This window comes from Micromonospora chaiyaphumensis (genome assembly GCF_900091435.1).
Taxonomy (GTDB): domain Bacteria; phylum Actinomycetota; class Actinomycetes; order Mycobacteriales; family Micromonosporaceae; genus Micromonospora; species Micromonospora chaiyaphumensis.
Genome location: NZ_FMCS01000014.1, coordinates 13785 through 30278 on the forward strand (window position 1 = coordinate 13785; position 16494 = coordinate 30278).

Genomic DNA, 16494 nt, shown 5'->3' on the forward strand with positions numbered 1-16494 from the left:
GGTCCACCAGGGGTACGGCTGGCACATGGAGACGAACACGAAGGCGCACCTGGCGGGCGGTCCCCGGGACGGCAGCAGCCAGGACGCGGGTGACCGGGCCCTGTTGGAGATCGAGATCGACGGCATGATCCACCGCTACATCCGCACCACGAAGCAGCGCGACGGCGGCACCGTCTACAACTACGACGGGATGGTGGCCCCGGGCGGCGGCGAGCCGGGCGTCGAGGACCCGGCGGCGCGGGTCGCCTCCCCGAAGGCCGACGCCGAGGGGCAGTGACCTCTCAGCCGACCGGGCGACGGATGAACCGCGCCCGGCCGGGTAATGCGAGCGCCGTCCTGGTGGAGTGACGACCGGCGTCGCGGCGTACCGCGACCGGGCCCGCGGGCGGGCGGCGGGGGGCCGCCCCGCCCGCGGCCACGGTCGTCAGTTGCCGGTGACCCAGTTCCAGGCGGAGACCACCCACTCGGTCTGCTGGAGGTAGGCCACCCCCACGCCGACCAGGAAGATCGCGGTCACCAGGTGCGCACCCCGGGCGCTGCGCCGCACCCGCCCGAGCTGCCGCTCCAGGACCAGCCGGCCGAGCAGGCGGGCCAGCGCGAACAGGCCGACCGCGGTGAGCAGGCTGAGCACGAAGGTGAGCAGCGGGGCGGCCAGGTCGCCCCGGCCGGAGATCGCCCAGATGCCCCAGCAGACGAAGGCGAACAGCGCGCCGGCCGCGCTCCACTCCCCGCCCCGGCGGAGCTGGGCGACGTGCCAGCCCATCGGCCGGCGGGGGGCCGACTCGCCGGTCCAGTCGCCCGGGTCGACGGAGGGGAACTGCTCGGTCCGGGGCGTACGCGGCTGGCCGACCGGCGCCACCCCGCGCCGGAACGCGTCCCGCTGCGGGGGCACGACCCCGACGCCGGGCTGCGGCGGCACCTCGACCGTCCGCTCGGCCCACGGCTGTGTCTGGTCCGCCATCTCGTGTCCTCCCCCTCGACCGACGCCGACCACGGTTCCGAGGGTAGCGAGCCGGCAAATAGGGTGCCGACCGCGAAGGTGATGGGTTAGACACACCGGATGACCGACGCGCTGGTGCCCCGGGCCGACGACTTCGACGAGATCTCCGCGCTGCTGACGCTGGCCTTCCACGGCGACGTCGATCCCGAGCTGCGCGAGGTCGAGCGCGCGGTCTTCGAACCGGAGCGGGCGCTGCTGGTCCGGGACGGCGGGACCGCCGTCGCGCACGCCGCCGCGTTCACCCGCGAGCTGGCCGTGCCCGGGGCGAGCGTGCCGGCCGCGCACGTGACCATGGTGTCGGTCGCGCCGACCCACCGCCGGCGCGGGCTGCTCACCGGGCTGATGCGCCGGCAGCTCCGCGAGATCCACGACGCCGGCCGGGAGCCGCTCGCCGTCCTGTGGGCCAGCGAGGGCCGGATCTATCCCCGGTTCGGCTACGGCCTGGCCGCGCAGCGGCTCGTCCTCGCCGGCGACACCGCCGGGCTGCGCCTGCCGGACCCGACGCCCGCCGAGGGCACCCTCCGCCTGGACCGCCCGGCACCGCACCGGGCCGAGCTGGCCCGGTTGTACGAGCGGGTACGCGCCGACCGCCCCGGCTGGTCGCGGCGGGACGAGCGGTGGTGGGACTACGTGCTCGCCGACGTGAAGGGGCTGCGGGGCGGCGCCACCGAGCGCCGGGTGCTGCTGCACGAGGGGCCGGACGGCCTGGACGGCTACGCGCTCTACCGGACGAAGGAGGACTGGGCCGGCACCGGGCCGCGGGCCGAGGTCCAGGTGGGCGAGGTGGTGGCCGCCGCGCCGGAGGCGTACCTGGCGCTGTGGCGGCTGCTGCTCTCGATCGATCTCACCCGCCGGGTGTCCTTCCCGATCGCCGCCGTCGACGAGCCGCTGTTCCGGCTGGTGGACGAGCCGCGGCAGCTCGGCGCCCGGCTCGCCGACGCCCTCTGGGTGCGCGTCGTGGACGCGCCGGCCGCGCTGGCCGCCCGCCGGTACGCCACCGACGTCGACGTGGTGGTCGAGGTCACCGACGACCTGCTGCCGGAGAACAGCGGCCGGTGGCGGCTGGTCGGCGGCCCGTCCGGGGCGGAGTGCACGGCCACGTCGGCGCCGGCCGGGCTGGCCTGCGACGTCCGTGCCCTCGGGGAGCTCTACCTGGGCGGGGCCGGCCTGCCGGCGCTCGTCGCCGCCGGCCGGGTCCGGGAGCTGGTCCCGGGGACGGCGGCGGCGACGGCACCGGCGCTCGGCTGGCACCGCGCTCCCGCTCCCATGGAGGTCTTCTGACCGGCCGCCCCTCGGATCGCGGCGAGTCGCCGTCGGTTCCGAGCGGCAGGTAACCAAGATCTCCGGTCGAAGCCGGACCGCTCGGGCGGTACGGTCGGGTGATGGGGGATGCGGAGCGTCGCCGGCGGCGGCTGCGGCACCACGACGGCGGGACACCGGAGCGCGAGGGCGTGAGCGCGAGCACGGCCGCCGTGCACGACGACGACGGCCCCAGGTCCCCGCGCGGCGGCCGGCAGCACGACTCGCCGGACGACGCCCCCAGGTCACCGCGTGGCGCCAGACGCGCCGAGCCGGAGGCGCCCGAGCACCGGGGCCGGCGCCCGGGCCCGCCCGCCGAGGAGGGCGAGCGGGGGCTGCGCGGCCTGGTCGGCTCGGGATCCTCGCAGGTGAGCGTGACCGCCGCGCTGCGGGCGCGGGACGCCGCCCGGCCGACCGACGACGACCTGGCCGAGGCCGAGGCCCGGGTCGTGATCGTCCGCCGCAACTGGGTGCCCCGCGAGGACCTGCCCCGCAGCGGGCGGTGACGGGCGCGAGCCGGCGGCCGCGCCCGTCGGCGACGCGTCAGGCGGGCAGGTCGGGAAGCTCGCGGCTCTGCTCGTAGTCGGCGACCTGGGCGATCCGGCGGGCGTGCCGCGGGTTGCCGGAGAACGCGGTGGTGAGGAACGCCTCGACCAGGGCGGTGGCCTCGTCCAGCGTGTGCTGCCGGGCGCCCACCGCGATGATGTTGGCGTCGTTGTGCTCGCGGGCCAGCTGGGCGGTGTCGATGTTCCAGGCGAGCGCCGCCCGGACCCCGGCGATCTTGTTGGCGGCGATCTGCTCGCCGTTGCCGGACCCGCCGATGACCACACCGAGGCTGCCGGCGTCGTCGACCACGCGCTGCCCGGTGTGCAGGCAGAAGGCCGGGTAGTCGTCGTCCGGGTCGAAGGCGTGCGGACCCACGTCGACCACCTCATACCCCTGCTTGGCCAGGTGGTTGGCGAGGTGCACCTTCAGCTCGAAACCGGCGTGATCGGATCCCAGGTAGACGCGCATACCGCGCAGTCTGACAGGCCCGCCCCCGTGCCGGCGCGTGGGCGGCGGCACGGAGGCGGTTTCGTCACACGGCTCAGCGCGGCAGTTCGGCGACGACCAGCCCGGCCCGCGCCTTCGGGGTGAACCAGGTGCTCTTGCGCGGCATCTTCTCCCGCGCCAGGTTCACCGCCACGAAGTCGTCCACGGTCACCGGGGCGACGAGGACGGCCAGCTCGGCCCGGCCCGCGTCGACCTCGCCGGTGAGCCAGCTCGCCGGGTAGTCGCCGCCCACGTAGGTGATCCGCTTGTCGCCCGGGTCGAGGCCGAGCGCGTCGCGCAGCAGCAGCCGCTCGACCAGGGCGTGGTCGAGGTTCTCCAGCCGGCCGCCGTCGACCTGCGGCAGGCGCACCGCGTACCCCTGGCCGGCCAGGTGGAGGTGCACGGCGCCGCCGGTCGCCGGGACGCCGACCGGGCCGGCGACCGGGGTGATCTCCGCGCCGGCGGCGCGGAGCCGGTCGAGCAGCTCGTCCGGGGTGGTGGTCAGCTCGCTGACCAGCCGGTTGTAGGGCTGGATGGCAACCGACGCCGGCGTGGTGATCACCGACAGGAAGCGCGGGAACCCGCCGGTCTGCGCGGCCAGGCTGCGGTGGTTGCCGTCGGCGACCACCAGCTCGCCGCCGCCCGCCAGGGCGGTCAGCTCGTCCTGCGCCGGGCCCGGGCCGAGCAGCCAGATGGCGTGCGTGCGGCCGGCCTGGTCCACGTCGGTGGCGGCGGGGGCGCCGGCCGACTCGGTCGCCGCCGCGAGCGCCGCGTGCAGCTCGTCGCCACGCCCGGTCTGGAGCAGGAGTACGGGCGAGAGCAGGTGGCCGAGCGCCTCGGCGAGGGCGACCCGCTCCCGCACCTTGGCGATGAACACGTCCTCGTTGCGGATCACCAGGCCGGGCTCGTCGGCGCGGGTGGAGATCTGGTCGGTGTCGACCATGGCGAACAGCCCGTAGGCGTTCTCCTCGCCCGGCGCGCTGATCCGGTAGAGGACGACCACCTGCTCGGCCGGCGTGTAGCTGCCGTCCGCCTTGGCCTCGGCGAGGCGGGCCACCGCGTCGGGGAGCGCGTCGAGGAAGGACTTCCCGAGGCTTCCCGGCGCCCGGTGGGGCATCTCGATGCCCAGGGCGCTGTGCGGATTCGCCTCGACGATGGCGGTGATCTCCGCGTCGTCGGCGAACTCGTCGTAGTTCTGCGCGCCGGTGCCGCCAGTGGTGATCCAGGCCCGGGCGATCGGATGCACGACCGTCATGCCCGCTGACGCTACCCGCGGCACCGGGAGCGCCGGTGCCGGACCCGCGCGCCGTCCACCAGATGAAAGGGGTCAGCCGTTGCGGTGCCGGCCGGGGGCCGGGCTGCCGCCCGGCGCCGGTGCGGCCGGGCGGGAACCGCCGGAGGTGGCGAGCCGTACCGTCGTCGACCCGGCCGGGGCGGGGCGGCCGGCCGCCGCGCTCGAGCGGACCGCGCCGGGGGTCCGCACGGGCTGGCCCGCGTCGGCGGGTGGGGTCATCCGCGAGGTGGCCACCACCCGGGCGACGCCGACCACGATCGGCGGGGCCAGCAGGTCGGCCATCCCGGCCGGGACCGCCGGCCAGTCGCCCTCGGCCACCGACCAGTACGTCGCACCGGAGTCCTCGGTCGCCGGCTGCGGCGCCTCGTCGGACAGGCGGCGGTGCTTAGCCATGGGAACGCCTCCAGGAGCTGCCGGGCTGCGGCCCCGGGCGGGCCGCCGGCTGGGACACCCGGTGAAACGAGCCCCGCACCGGCCCGGTGACGGGGCGGCGCGGGGCTCGTCCGGCACGGCTCAGTCGAAGATCGGGCCCTGCTCCCGGGTGCGCTTCAGCTCGTAGAAGCCGGGCGTGCCGGCCACCAGCAGGACGCCGTCCCAGAGCCGGCCGGCCGCCTCGCCCTTCGGCGCCGGGGTGATCACCGGGCCGAAGAAGGCGACCTGCCGCCCGTCCGGACCCGGGGCGTGGATCACCGGGGTGCCCACGTCGGTGCCGACCGGCCGCATGCCGGCCTCGTGGCTGGCCCGCAGCGCCTCGTCGTACTCGGTCGACTCGGCGGCGTCGGCGAGCGCCGGGTCGAGGCCGACCTCGGTGAGCGCGCCGACCAGCATGTCCCGGCCCAGCTCCTCCTTGCCGAGGTGGATCCGGGTGCCCATCGCGGTGTAGAGCTTCGCCAGCGTCTCCCCGCCGTGCGCCTGCTCGACGGCGATGCAGACCCGCACCGGGCCCCAGCCCTTCTTCATCAGATCCTGGTACTGCTCCGGCAGGTCCCGGCCCTCGTTGAGCACGGACAGGCTCATCACGTGGAACCGGATGTCCACGTCCCGGACCTGCTCGACCTCGAGCAGCCAGCGGGAGGTGATCCACGCCCACGGGCACAGCGGGTCGAACCACATGTCCACGGCGACACGTTCGGTCACGGTGTCATCCCTTCACGACTTCACGCGCCGGAGCTCCGGCGCCTTCCCCTCCGATCCTCACCCCCGGCGGCATCGACCGGTACCGGAATGAGAGCGTGACCTCGGCCACCGAAGGGTGTCCGTGCATGGAAGACTCGGTTTCGGACGGGCCGTCACGAGCGGGCCGGGGAGGCCGGCCGCGGGGCGCGGCGAGACGAGTGGGATGGAGACGAACAGTGCCGGGAGTGCGCAACCTGACCCAGGTCGAGGCCACCGAGCGGGCCCGCCTGCTCGACGTCACCGGGTACGACATCAAGCTTGACCTGTCGACCGCGGTGCAGGCCGACGGCCGTACCTTCCGGTCGGTGACCGAGGTCCGGTTCCGCTGCGCCGAGCCGGGCGCGAGCACCTTCATCGAGACGGCCGCCGAGTCGGTGCGGTCGGCGACGCTGAACGGCACGCCGGTCGACATCTCCGGCTGGTCCGCCGAGAAGGGGCTCACCCTCACCGGCCTGGCCGCCGAGAACGTCCTCGTGGTCGACGCCGACTTCGGCTACTCCAACAGCGGGCAGGGCCTGCACCGCACGGTCGACCCGGTCGACGGCGAGACCTACCTCTACAGCCAGTTCGAGACGGCCGACGCGCAGAAGGTCTTCGCCTGCTTCGACCAGCCCGACCTGAAGAGCGTCTACACCTGGCACGCCACCGTCCCGGAGCACTGGCGGGTGGTGTCCAACATGCCGGTCGAGCGCGAGGAGCCGGCGGGCGAGGCGCTCAAGACCGTCCACTTCGCCGAGTCGGCGCGGATGAGCACCTACATCACCGCGCTCTGCGCCGGCCCGTACCACGAGGTGCGCGACAGCCACGACGGCATCGACCTGGGCGTCTACTGCCGGGCCTCGATGGCGCAGTACATGGACGCGGACGACCTGTTCCTCATCACCAAGCAGGGCTTCGACTTCTTCCACGAGAAGTTCCAGGTGCGCTACCCGCTGCCCAAGTACGACCAGCTCTGGGTGCCGGACTTCAACGCCGGCGCCATGGAGAACTTCGGCTGCGTCACGCACGCCGAGTCGCACTACATCTTCCGCTCGCAGGTCACCGACTTCGAGTACGAGCAGCGGGCCAACACGATCCTGCACGAGCTGGCGCACATGTGGTTCGGTGACCTGGTCACCATGCGCTGGTGGAACGACCTGTGGTTGAACGAGTCGTTCGCCGAGTGGGCCAGCCACTGGTGCAACACCCACGCCACCCGCTTCTCCGACGCGTGGACGACCTTCCTGTCCATCCGCAAGAACTGGGGCTACCGGCAGGACCAGCTCTCCTCCACTCACCCGGTCTACTGCGAGATGCCGGACCTGGAGGCGGTCGAGGTCAACTTCGACGGCATCACCTACGCCAAGGGCGCCAGCGTGCTCAAGCAGCTCGTCGCGTACGTGGGCGAGGAGCCGTTCCTGGCCGGGCTGCGGGCCTACTTCGGCAAGCACGCCTGGGGCAACGCCACCTTCGACGACCTGCTCTCCGAGCTGGAGACCGCCTCCGGTCGGGAGCTGCGCAAGTTCGCCGCCCAGTGGCTGGAGACCGCGCAGGTCAACACGCTGCGCCCCGAGGTGGTCATCGGCGCCGACGGCGCGTACGAGCAGGTGCTGGTGCGGCAGGAGGCGCCGGCCGGGCACCCGACCCTGCGGACCCACCGGATCGGCGTGGGCCTCTACGACCTGACCGACGGCCGGCTGGTCCGCCGGGAGCGGGTCGAGGTCGACGTGACCGGCGAGCTGACCGAGCTGTCGGTGCTGCACGGCAAGCCCGCCGCCGACGTGCTGCTGCTCAACGACGACGACCTGACCTACACCAAGCTGCGGCTCGACGAGCGGTCCATGGCGACCGTGGTGCAGCACATCGCCGGCTTCGACTCGTCGCTGGCCCGGGCGCTCTGCTGGACCGCCGCCTGGGACATGACCCGCGACGCCGAGCTGTCGGCCCGGGACTACGTGGCGCTGGTGCTGGCCGGGCTGCCCGCGGAGACCGACATCAACCTGGTCACCGCCACCCTGCGCCAGGCGACCACCACGCTCACCTTCTACGCCGACCCGGCCTGGGCGCCGACCGGCTGGGCCGACCTGGCCCGCACCGCCCGCACGGCGCTCGCCGCTGCCGAGCCGGGCAGCGGCTTCCAGCTCGCCTGGGCCCGCGCGTACGCCTCCGCGGCCCGCTCCGCCGAGGACCTCGCCACGCTGCGGGGCTGGCTGGACGGCGCCGAGGTGCCGGCCGGGCTGACCGTGGACACCGAGCTGCGCTGGACCGTCCTCCAGTCGCTGGTGGCCAACGGCGCGGCCGGGGCCGCCGACGTGGAGGCCGAGCTGGCCCGCGACCGGACGGCCAGCGGCGAGCGGGAGGCCGCGTACGCGCACGCGCTGGTGCCGACCCCCGAGAACAAGGCGGCGGTGTGGGCGCAGCTCACCGGCCCCGAGGCGCTGCCGAACTGGCGCAACCGGGCGCTGCTGCAGGGCTTCACCCACCCGGCGCAGGTGGAGCTCACCGCGCCCTACCGGGAGAAGTACTTCGCCGCGGCGGCGCAGGTGTGGGCGCAGCGGGACAGCGAGCCGGCGCAGGAGTTCGTCCAGCTCGCCTACCCGGCGTACCTGGTCGAGGAGGACACGGTGGCCGCCACCGACGCCTGGCTGGCCCAGGAGGGTCACCCGGCGCCGCTGCGCCGGCTGGTCGCCGAGGGCCGCGACGGCGTGGCCCGCGCCCTCAGCGCCCGCGCCCGGGACGCCCGGACCGCCTGATCCTCCGAGGGGCGGTCCGGGCCCGGCCTGGGCCGCCCTCCGGCAGACACGAGAAAGCCCGGCCCGCGAGATGCGGGCCGGGCTTCGTCGTGTGCGGGTGGGCTCAGCCCTTGCCGGCGTGGCTGGCGAGCTGGTCGAGGCCCTGGATGATGCCGCCGGCCAGGTCGCCGCCGCCGAACGAGGCCACCATGGAGAGCGCGGCCAGCTTGGCGTAGGTGTCCGGGATGCGCTTGCGCGCGTAGCGGCCGGTGACGATCTCCAGCTGCCGCTGGTTGGGCGACACGGCGATCAGCACGGACCGGTCCGGCTCGGCGAGCTGGCGGTGCAGCCGCTGGGCGTGCTCCCGGATGGGCTCGTCGAGGCCGCCCACGTAGACCGAGAACACCAGGCCGGTGCCCTGGTCGGCCAGGCGGAGCGCCTCGTCGATGCGGAGCAGCTGACGGGTCGAGAACGGCCCGTCCAGAACCTCCGGCGGGTTACCCGTCCCCGTCGCGGCCTGCTTCTCACCAACGGTCACTTGCGCCTCCGGTTCCACCGGCCGGCGCCTCCCGGCCGGCCTGCTCCTGCTTGCGGCTGGTCAGCGCCGGCGCCTGCGCGCCGGCGGCCAGTGCGGTGCCGGCCGAGTCGGCCAGCAGCTCCGGACGGCCCAGGAACCAGACCGGAGTGAAGTCGAAGGGCCGGCCCGGCCGGTAGCGCTTCGCGCCGCCACCGCCGCCGCCGCGACTGCCGGCGGCCGCCAGTCCGGCGATCACCAGCACGGCGGCCGCCGGGATGCCGACGAAGACCAGCAACGTCTCGGTAACAGACAATCCCAACGCCCCCAGGCGGAAAGAGAGACCAGGAATGTTCCGGGTCGGGTGGACGGTCATGACGACGCGCGCCCGACTCCGCTTGTGCTGTTCACGTTAGCGGAGTCGACGGCCCGCCAGATTGCGGGGTGGTGATCCCATCCGCCACAGCCGTGCTCCAGTTGCGCGGCAGTCGCTATCAATGTCGCGTCGTCGCCGTAGCGGCCGGTGAGCAGCACCCCGACCGGCATCCCGTCGCCGGTGCGGCCGACCGGCAGCGAAACGGACGGGTCGCCGGTGACGTTGAAGATGGCGCAGTACGGCGAAAAGCGCCGCTGCCGGTCGAAATCCTCCGCCGGGTCGAGGCTGGCGAACGCCCCCACCGGCGCCTGCGGTGCGGCCAGGGTCGGGCAGAGCAGCAGGTCGCAGCCGGCGGTACGGCGCACGCCGCGGCGTACCTGGGCCTGGAGTTCGCCGAGCGCGGCCATCAGCGGGCCGGCCCCGACGGCCGCGCCCCGGGCCCGGAGGAACCGGGTCAGTGGCAGCAGGTCGCTCTCCCGTTCGGACGGCACCGGGGCGAGCGCCAGCACGTACCAGACGGTCTCGAAGAGCGGCCACGCCTCGGGGCCGAGCGGCGCGGGGACGTCGACCACCTCGTGGCCGGCCTGGGTGAGCAGCGCGGCGGCCCGGTCGACGGCGGCCACGCAGTCCGGGTGCACCGGCTCGTCGGCGAGCATCGGGGTGGTGAACCGGCCGATCCGCAGCCGGCCAGGGCGGGCCTCGCGCGCGGCGCCCAGGTAGCCGCCGGTGGGCGCGGCGGGCGGCAGGTAGGGCTCGCCGGGCACCGGTTGCGCCAGGACGTCGAGCAGCGCGGCCACGTCGGTCACGGTCCGGCCGAGCGGGCCGCTGATGGGCAGCCCGAACGCCCCGAAGCCGATCGGCCCGCCGGAGACCAGGCCCCGGCTGGGCTTGTAGCCGACCAGGCCGCAGAGGGCTGCCGGGATGCGCAAGGAGCCGCCGCCGTCGGAGCCCTGCGCCACCGGCACCAGCCCGCCGGCCACGGCGGCCGCCGCCCCTCCGCTGGAGCCGCCCGCCGTGTAGCCGAGGCCCCACGGGTTGCGAGCCGGCGGCGCGACGAGGCCCTCGGAGTAGAGCGAGCAGCCCAGCTCGGAGGTGGTGGTCTTGCCGAGGCTCACCATCCCCGCGGCGGCCATGAAGCGGACCACGTCGGCGTCGACGGGCGGCACGAAGTCGGCGAAGGCGGCCGAGCCGAAGGTGGTGCGGACCCCGGCCGTGAGGGTGAGGTCCTTGACGGCGGTCGGCACCCCGTGCAGCGGGCCGCGCCGGTCCGCCGGCACCGCGTCGGCGGCGACCGCCGCCGCCCGGGCGCGCTCCGGGGTGACGGTGACGAACGCGCCGAGGGTGTCGCCGAGCGCGTCCACCCGGTGCAGGTGGTGCTCGACCAGTTCCACGCTGGACAGCTCACCCCGGCGGATGGCGGCGGCCTGCTCCAGCGCCGTCAGGTCGTGCGGCTCGGCCATGCCCCCATCCTGCCTGGTCACGGCGGCCCTTGCACTCATCACCCGCCGCGCGCCACGCGGCGCGGTCAGCCGCGCAGGAAGCGCAGGGCGTTGCGGGACAGCAGCTTGTCGCGCTGGTCGGCGGTGAGGAAGTCGGCCTTGCGCACCACCTGGCCGACCGGTCGCTCCCCCAGCGGGTACGGGTAGTCGCTGCCCACGAGCACCCGGTCCTCGCCCATGGTGTCGACCAGCAGCCGCAGCGCGGCCGGGTCGAAGACCACCGAGTCGACGCTGAACCGGTCCACGTAGGCGCTCGGCGGGGCGCTGGACGCGCCCCGGACCAGGTCGCCGCGGCGGTGCCAGGCGTTGTCGGCGCGGCCCAGCCAGAACGGGAAGCTGCCGCCGCCGTGCGCGAAGCAGATCCGCAGCGTGTCCGGCACCCGGTCGAAGACACCGCCGAGGATCAGCGCCAGCACCGACAGGTGCGTCTCGGCCGGCATTCCGGTCAGCCAGCGGGCCATCCAGCGGTCCAGCCGGGGCCCGCCCGGCATGTCCCACGGGTGCACGAAGACCGGCGCGCCCACCTCGGCGCAGTGGGTCAGGAACTGCACGATGCCGGCGTCGTCGAGGTCGCGGTCGCCGACGTGGTTGCCGATCTCCACCCCGGCGTGCCCGGCGGCCAGGCAGCGGTCGAGTTCGGCGCAGGCGGCGTCCGGGTCCTGCAACGGCACCTGGCAGAACGGCACCAGCCGGTCACCGCCCGCCGCGGTGACCGAGAGCGTCAGGTCGTTGAAGATCCGGGCCACCTTGACCGCCTGGTCGGCGGGGCGGTCGTAGCTGAAGAAGACCGGGGTGGGCGAGACCACCTGCACGTCCACGCCGTCGGCGGCCATGTCGGCGAGCCGGGTCTCCGGGTCCCAGCACTCCGCGCCGACGGGCCGGAACTCCGTCTCCCCCACCATGATCATGGCGGCCCGTTCGGAATCCACCCGGAGCCAGGGCCAGCCGGACCCGCCGCAGGCCGCGGCGAGATCCGGCCACCCCTTGGGTACGACGTGCGTGTGCACGTCCACGACGGGCCCGGGCATCAGCCCTTGCCCGGGTGCAGCGCGCCGCAGTTGGTGCAGGTGCGGGCCTTCTCGTCGCCGTAGAACGCCGCGAATACCGGCGGCAGGTCGGCGGCGATGTCGCGCACCTGGAGTTCCACCTCGTGCACCTTGTGGCTGCACTGGGGGCAGTACCACTGGAACTTCTCCAGCGTGCCCTCCTCGCGGACCCGCTCGATCACCATGCCGATGGAGCCGGCCTCGGGGCGCTGCGGCGAGTGCGGGGTGTTGCGCGGCAGCATCCACATCTGACCCTCGCGCACGTGCACCGTCCGCGGGCCCTCGGGCAGCATCAGGTTGATGTGCATGTTGCCCTTGACCTGGTAGAAGAACTCCTCGTACGGGTCGACGTGGAAGTCGGTGCGCTGGTTCGGGCCGCCGACCACCATGACGATGAAGTCGTCGCTGCCCGGCAGCATCTCCTTGTTGCCCACCGGCGGCTTGAGCAGGTGCTGGTTCTCGCCGATCCAGCCGGAGAAGCTGAACGGCTCGGCGATCTCACTCATGACGGACCTCCCGACGGAAGTAGGGCCACGGCCTGCATCTCGATGAGCAGGTGCGGGTGCGGAAGCTGGTGCACGGCCACCGTGGTCCGGGTCGGCCCGGTGGCGTCAAAGAACTCCGCCCACACCTCGTTGTAGCCACCGAAGTCGTTCATGTTGACCAGGTAGCTGGTGACCTGCACGAGGTCGGTCAGGTCGGCGCCGACCGAGCGGAGCAGGTCCCGGATGTTCTCGACCACCGCCCGGGTCTGCGCCCGGATGTCGAGGTCGGTGGTGCCGAACTCGTCCACCGCGACACCGGCGAAGGTGTTGTCCGGCCGGCGCGACGACGTACCCGAGACGAAGACGAACCCGCCGGCGACCTTGACGTGCGGGAAGGCGCCGCGCGGCACGGCCTTCCCGGCGACCACGCGGGCGGTCTGAGCCTTCTCCGTTCGCGACTGCGGGGCTCGCAAACCCGACTCACTCCTCGCGCTCACGCCGCCGCCCTCAGGGACGCGGTGCCGAGCTTCTCCACGACGGCCCGGACGTGCGCGCCGGGGCGCAGCGGCACGGCGGCGGTGGCCGCGCCCGCCAGGAAGACCCAGCCCTCGCGGAGCCGGACGCCGTGCCGGCCGGCAAGGCGGATGCCCTCGTCCAGCGCGCGGCGCGGATCGCCGAGGATCGCCGCGGTCGAGCCGACCTGGGCCACCCGGCCGTCGATCTCCAGCAGCACGCCGAGGTTGTCCAGCCCGTCCGGCACCGGCGACCAGGGCCCGACCACGAACGCGGCGGCCGAGGTGTTGTCGGCGACGACGTCCGGCAGGGAGAAGGTGAAGTTGGCGTACCGGGAGTCGATCAGCTCGATCGCCGGGGCGACCGCGCGGACCGCCTCGGTGAACGCGCCCACCGGCTCGCCGGGCTCGGGGAGACGGTCCAGCAGGAACGCCACCTCCGGCTCGACCCGCGGGTGGATGAAGCCGGCCACGTCGACGCTGCCGCCGTCGGGCACCCGCATGGCGTCGGTGAGCCGGCCCCAGATGACCTCGTCCACGCCGACCTGGGCCATCTTCGCCTTGCTGGTCAGGCCCATCTTCAGCCCGACCAGCCGCTCGCCCCGGTCGAGGCGCCGCTGCAGCAGCGCGGTCTGCACGGCGTACGCGGCGTCCACGTCGAGGCCGGTCTCGGCGGCGAGCTGCGGGATCGCGGTGGCCGTGTCGGCCGCCGCGCCCAGCTTGTCGGCGATCCCCGCGATGTCCGGCCCGATCATGAGTTCTCCTTACCGGCCAGGTCCAGTGCCACGTCCACGATCATGTCCTCCTGGCCGCCGACCATGCGGCGCCGGCCCAGCTCGACCAGGATCGAGCGGACGTCCACCCCGTACTTCGCGGAGGCGCGCTCGGCGTGGCGGAGGAAGCTGGAGTAGACGCCCGCGTACCCGAGGGAGAGCGTCTCCCGGTCGACCTGGACCGGCCGGTCCTGGAGCGGGCGGACCAGGTCGTCGGCCGCGTCCATCAGCGCGAACACGTCGCAGCCGTGCTTCCAGCCGTGCAGTTCGGCGACCGCCACGAAGACCTCCAGCGGGGCGTTGCCGGCGCCCGCGCCCATACCGGCCAGCGACGCGTCCACCCGGACGGTCCGGCCGTGCGGGGCGTCCGCGCCGGCCGGCCCGGGGCCGGGGATCCGGCCGTGCTCGACGGCCAGCACGCTGTTGGCCACGCCGAGGGACAGGTTGTGGTGGGCGTGGATGCCGATCTGCGTCTCCGGGTCGAGCACCTGCCGGTACGCGTCGACCCGCTCGGCCACGTCGGACATCAGCAGCCGCCCGCCGGAGTCGGTGACGTAGACGCAGTGCGCACCGTACGACTCCATGAGCTTGGCCTGGGCGGCCAGCCCGGCCGGGTCGTTCATGTGCGACATCATGAGGAACCCGGAGACGTCCATGCCGTTCTCCCGCGCCCAGGAGATGTGCTGCGCCGAGATGTCGGCCTCGGTGCAGTGGGTGGCGATCCGGACGCTTGTCACACCGAGCGCCTTGGCCGCCTTCAGGTCGGCGATGGTGCCGATGCCGGGCAGCAGCAGGGTGGTGAGCCGCGCGCTGGTCAGCACCTCGGCGGCGGCGGCGATCCAGTCGGCGTCGCCGGCCGCGCCGTGGCCGTAGTTGACGCTGGAGCCGGCCAGGCCGTCGCCGTGCGCCACCTCGATGGCGGCCACCCCGGCCGCGTCGAGCGCGGCGGCGATCGTCCGTACCTGGTCCACCGTGTACCGGTGCGCGATGGCGTGCATGCCGTCGCGCAGCGTCACGTCCTGGATGTAGAGGTCGGTCATCGCGCGGCCACCTTCCGGAGCGCGACCAGCCGCTCGGCGGTGCGCAGCGCGGCCGAGGTCATGATGTCCAGGTTCCCGGCGTACGCGGGCAGGTAGTGCCCGGCGCCGGAGACCTCCAGGAAGACCGAGACCTGGAGCCCGGTGAAGTGCCGGCCCAGCACGGGCGCGTACGTGTCCACCCGGTCGAACTGCACGTCCTGCTTGAGCCGGTAGCCCGGGACGTACTCCTGCACGGACTTCACCATGTCGGCCACCGAGGCGGCGATCGCGGCTCGGTCGGCGTCGGCGTCCGGGCAGAGGCAGTAGACGGTGTCCCGCATGAGCAGCGGCGGGTCGGCCGGGTTCAGCACGATGATGGCCTTGCCGCGCTCGGCGCCGCCGACCACCTCGATGGCCCGGGCCGTGGTCTCGGTGAACTCGTCGATGTTGGCCCGGGTGCCCGGCCCGGCCGACTTCGAGGCGATCGAGGCGACGATCTCCCCGTACGCGACCGGGGTGACCCGGCCGACCGCGTGCACGATCGGCACGGTGGCCTGCCCGCCGCAGGTCACCATGTTCACGTTGGCCTCGCGCAGGTGCTCGTCGAGGTTGACCGGCGGCACCACGTACGGGCCGATGGCGGCCGGCGTCAGGTCGACAACGGTCCGGCCGTGCGCCCGCAGCACCGCGTCGTGGTGCCGGTGCGCGCCGGCCGAGGTGGCGTCGAAGACCAGCTCGACGTCGGCGAACTCCGGCATGGCCACCAGGCCGTCCACGCCCTCGGCGGTGGTCGCCACGCCCAGCCGCCGGGCCCGGGCCAGGCCGTCGGACTCGGGGTCGATGCCGGCCATGGCCACCATCCGCAGGCTGTCACTCAGCCGCAGCACCTTGATCATCAGGTCGGTGCCGATGTTGCCCGACCCGAGCACCGCCACGCCGACGGTCATGAGGCCTCCTTGGAGAAACAGGTCCGCACCGAGCCGAGCCCGGAGATCCGCGCCTCGTACGAGGCGCCCGGTGTCACGGGCACCATCGGGCCGAGCGCCCCGGAGAGCACCACGTCCCCGGCCTTCAGCGGGTCGCCGGCGCGGGCCATGGTGCCGGCCAGCCACTCGAGGGCGTGCAGCGGGTTGCCGAGGCACGCCGCCCCGGCGCCCACCGACACCGGCTCGCCGGCGTGCTCCAGCACCATCCCGCACAGCCGCAGGTCCACGTCGGCCAGTCGGCGCGGTGCGGTGCCGAGCACGAAGAGCCCGCTGGAGGCGTTGTCCGCCACGGTGTCCACGATGGAGATGTCCCAGCCGGCGATCCGCGAGTCGACGATCTCGATGGCCGGCAGCACGTGGTCGACGGCCCGGATCAGGTCGACGGTGGTGACCCGCTCGTCGGGCAGGCCGGTGCCGAGCACGAAGGCGATCTCCGCCTCCACCCGGGGCTGGAGCAGCCGGTTCATCGGCACCTCGACGCCGTCGCCGACGGCCATGTCGTCGAAGAGCACCCCGAAGTCGGGCTGGAAGACGCCGAAGTTCTCCTGCACGGCGCGGGAGGTGAGGCCGATCTTCGCGCCGACCCGGCGGTGGCCCTTGCCGAGCCGCTGCCGGGTGTAGACCTGCTGCACCTGGTAGGCCGCCTCGATGTCACCCTCCGGCAGCAGCCGGCCGCGCAACGGCGGGCACGGCTTCTCGTCCTGCCGGGCCACGGCCAGTTCCCGGTTGGCGGCTTCGATGTCGACGGTCATCCCGGCTCCTCGCTGCGAAC

At 74.1% G+C, this 16494-nt stretch carries 19 protein-coding genes; 4 read left to right on the top strand and 15 right to left on the bottom strand.

Going from position 1 to position 16494, the window contains the following annotated elements; genetic code table 11:
• Positions 1–25 precede the first annotated feature (25 nt).
• Entirely contained in the window at positions 26–277 is a 252-nt protein-coding gene (locus tag GA0070214_RS28645) for a hypothetical protein (RefSeq protein ID WP_091269641.1), read from the top strand.
• A 147-nt stretch (positions 278–424) separates the two neighbouring features.
• Here GA0070214_RS28645 and GA0070214_RS28650 read toward each other — a convergent pair whose 3' ends face one another.
• On the bottom strand, positions 425–961 hold the full coding sequence (locus GA0070214_RS28650; protein ID WP_091269642.1) for a hypothetical protein: 537 nt from the start codon (positions 959–961) through the stop codon (positions 425–427).
• 99 nt (positions 962–1060) lie between these two features.
• On the opposite strand from GA0070214_RS28650, the gene GA0070214_RS28655 reads away from it, so the two are divergent.
• Positions 1061–2281, top strand: coding sequence for a GNAT family N-acetyltransferase (locus GA0070214_RS28655; protein ID WP_091269643.1), 1221 nt, complete (start codon positions 1061–1063; stop codon positions 2279–2281).
• Positions 2282–2382: 101 nt separating this feature from the next.
• Positions 2383–2805: a hypothetical protein gene (locus GA0070214_RS28660; protein ID WP_091269644.1), complete on the top strand. Its 423-nt coding sequence runs from the start codon at positions 2383–2385 to the stop codon at positions 2803–2805.
• Between the two features lie 37 nt (positions 2806–2842).
• Here GA0070214_RS28660 and GA0070214_RS28665 read toward each other — a convergent pair whose 3' ends face one another.
• The 4 genes from GA0070214_RS28665 to GA0070214_RS28680 form a co-directional block, all read right to left on the bottom strand.
• On the bottom strand, positions 2843–3313 hold the full coding sequence (locus GA0070214_RS28665; protein WP_091269645.1) for a ribose-5-phosphate isomerase: 471 nt from the start codon (positions 3311–3313) through the stop codon (positions 2843–2845).
• Positions 3314–3386: 73 nt separating this feature from the next.
• Entirely contained in the window at positions 3387–4586 is a 1200-nt protein-coding gene (locus GA0070214_RS28670; RefSeq protein WP_091269646.1) for a DUF1015 family protein, read from the bottom strand.
• A 72-nt stretch (positions 4587–4658) separates the two neighbouring features.
• The gene (locus tag GA0070214_RS28675) at positions 4659–5018 is read right to left on the bottom strand and encodes a hypothetical protein (protein ID WP_091269647.1); all 360 of its coding nucleotides are present in this window, start codon (positions 5016–5018) and stop codon (positions 4659–4661) included.
• Positions 5019–5138: 120 nt separating this feature from the next.
• A complete protein-coding gene (locus GA0070214_RS28680) occupies positions 5139–5762 on the bottom strand; it encodes a mycothiol-dependent nitroreductase Rv2466c family protein (RefSeq protein WP_091269648.1) in 624 nt (207 codons plus the stop codon).
• A 224-nt stretch (positions 5763–5986) separates the two neighbouring features.
• Here GA0070214_RS28680 and pepN point away from each other — a divergent pair, with 224 nt between their 5' ends.
• The gene (gene pepN / locus GA0070214_RS28685) at positions 5987–8533 is read left to right on the top strand and encodes an aminopeptidase N (protein ID WP_091269649.1); all 2547 of its coding nucleotides are present in this window, start codon (positions 5987–5989) and stop codon (positions 8531–8533) included.
• A 103-nt stretch (positions 8534–8636) separates the two neighbouring features.
• Here pepN and GA0070214_RS28690 read toward each other — a convergent pair whose 3' ends face one another.
• From GA0070214_RS28690 to GA0070214_RS28735, 10 genes are all read right to left on the bottom strand, one after another.
• Entirely contained in the window at positions 8637–9050 is a 414-nt protein-coding gene (locus tag GA0070214_RS28690) for a DUF5130 family protein (protein WP_091269650.1), read from the bottom strand.
• On the bottom strand, positions 9037–9342 hold the full coding sequence (gene ctaJ, locus GA0070214_RS28695; RefSeq protein ID WP_446686027.1) for an aa3-type cytochrome oxidase subunit CtaJ: 306 nt from the start codon (positions 9340–9342) through the stop codon (positions 9037–9039). The genes GA0070214_RS28690 and ctaJ overlap by 14 nt, the downstream gene beginning before the upstream one ends.
• A 56-nt stretch (positions 9343–9398) precedes the next feature.
• Entirely contained in the window at positions 9399–10862 is a 1464-nt protein-coding gene (locus tag GA0070214_RS28700; RefSeq protein ID WP_091269652.1) for an amidase, read from the bottom strand.
• A 65-nt stretch (positions 10863–10927) separates the two neighbouring features.
• Entirely contained in the window at positions 10928–11929 is a 1002-nt protein-coding gene (locus GA0070214_RS28705; protein ID WP_091269653.1) for an amidohydrolase family protein, read from the bottom strand.
• On the bottom strand, positions 11929–12453 hold the full coding sequence (locus tag GA0070214_RS28710) for a 3-hydroxyanthranilate 3,4-dioxygenase (RefSeq protein ID WP_091269654.1): 525 nt from the start codon (positions 12451–12453) through the stop codon (positions 11929–11931). Before GA0070214_RS28710 ends, GA0070214_RS28705 begins: the two co-directional genes overlap by 1 nt.
• On the bottom strand, positions 12450–12905 hold the full coding sequence (locus GA0070214_RS28715) for a RidA family protein (protein WP_091269655.1): 456 nt from the start codon (positions 12903–12905) through the stop codon (positions 12450–12452). Before GA0070214_RS28715 ends, GA0070214_RS28710 begins: the two co-directional genes overlap by 4 nt.
• Positions 12906–12925: 20 nt before the next feature.
• The gene (locus GA0070214_RS28720; RefSeq protein WP_091269656.1) at positions 12926–13699 is read right to left on the bottom strand and encodes a 2-keto-4-pentenoate hydratase; all 774 of its coding nucleotides are present in this window, start codon (positions 13697–13699) and stop codon (positions 12926–12928) included.
• A complete protein-coding gene (gene dmpG, locus GA0070214_RS28725) occupies positions 13696–14757 on the bottom strand; it encodes a 4-hydroxy-2-oxovalerate aldolase (protein ID WP_091269657.1) in 1062 nt (353 codons plus the stop codon). Before dmpG ends, GA0070214_RS28720 begins: the two co-directional genes overlap by 4 nt.
• Positions 14754–15683 carry an acetaldehyde dehydrogenase (acetylating) gene (locus tag GA0070214_RS28730; RefSeq protein ID WP_091269658.1) on the bottom strand — a complete coding sequence of 310 codons (930 nt, stop codon included), beginning with the start codon at positions 15681–15683 and terminating at the stop codon, positions 14754–14756. Before GA0070214_RS28730 ends, dmpG begins: the two co-directional genes overlap by 4 nt.
• Positions 15680–16474 (bottom strand): 2-keto-4-pentenoate hydratase, encoded by a 795-nt coding sequence (locus GA0070214_RS28735; RefSeq protein WP_091269659.1) that lies wholly within the window; start codon positions 16472–16474, stop codon positions 15680–15682. The genes GA0070214_RS28730 and GA0070214_RS28735 overlap by 4 nt, the downstream gene beginning before the upstream one ends.
• Positions 16475–16494 lie beyond the last annotated feature (20 nt).

Coding starts and splice junctions, on each gene's coding strand:
- GA0070214_RS28645 (WP_091269641.1), top strand. CDS start 26: ATGGAGACGAACACGAAGGCGCACCTGGCGGGCGGTCCCCGGGACGGC.
- GA0070214_RS28650 (WP_091269642.1), bottom strand. CDS start 961: ATGGCGGACCAGACACAGCCGTGGGCCGAGCGGACGGTCGAGGTGCCG.
- GA0070214_RS28655 (WP_091269643.1), top strand. CDS start 1,061: ATGACCGACGCGCTGGTGCCCCGGGCCGACGACTTCGACGAGATCTCC.
- GA0070214_RS28660 (WP_091269644.1), top strand. CDS start 2,383: ATGGGGGATGCGGAGCGTCGCCGGCGGCGGCTGCGGCACCACGACGGC.
- GA0070214_RS28665 (WP_091269645.1), bottom strand. CDS start 3,313: ATGCGCGTCTACCTGGGATCCGATCACGCCGGTTTCGAGCTGAAGGTG.
- GA0070214_RS28670 (WP_091269646.1), bottom strand. CDS start 4,586: ATGACGGTCGTGCATCCGATCGCCCGGGCCTGGATCACCACTGGCGGC.
- GA0070214_RS28675 (WP_091269647.1), bottom strand. CDS start 5,018: ATGGCTAAGCACCGCCGCCTGTCCGACGAGGCGCCGCAGCCGGCGACC.
- GA0070214_RS28700 (WP_091269652.1), bottom strand. CDS start 10,862: ATGGCCGAGCCGCACGACCTGACGGCGCTGGAGCAGGCCGCCGCCATC.
- GA0070214_RS28705 (WP_091269653.1), bottom strand. CDS start 11,929: ATGCCCGGGCCCGTCGTGGACGTGCACACGCACGTCGTACCCAAGGGG.
- GA0070214_RS28710 (WP_091269654.1), bottom strand. CDS start 12,453: ATGAGTGAGATCGCCGAGCCGTTCAGCTTCTCCGGCTGGATCGGCGAG.
- GA0070214_RS28720 (WP_091269656.1), bottom strand. CDS start 13,699: ATGATCGGGCCGGACATCGCGGGGATCGCCGACAAGCTGGGCGCGGCG.
- dmpG (WP_091269657.1), bottom strand. CDS start 14,757: ATGACCGACCTCTACATCCAGGACGTGACGCTGCGCGACGGCATGCAC.
- GA0070214_RS28730 (WP_091269658.1), bottom strand. CDS start 15,683: ATGACCGTCGGCGTGGCGGTGCTCGGGTCGGGCAACATCGGCACCGAC.
- GA0070214_RS28735 (WP_091269659.1), bottom strand. CDS start 16,474: ATGACCGTCGACATCGAAGCCGCCAACCGGGAACTGGCCGTGGCCCGG.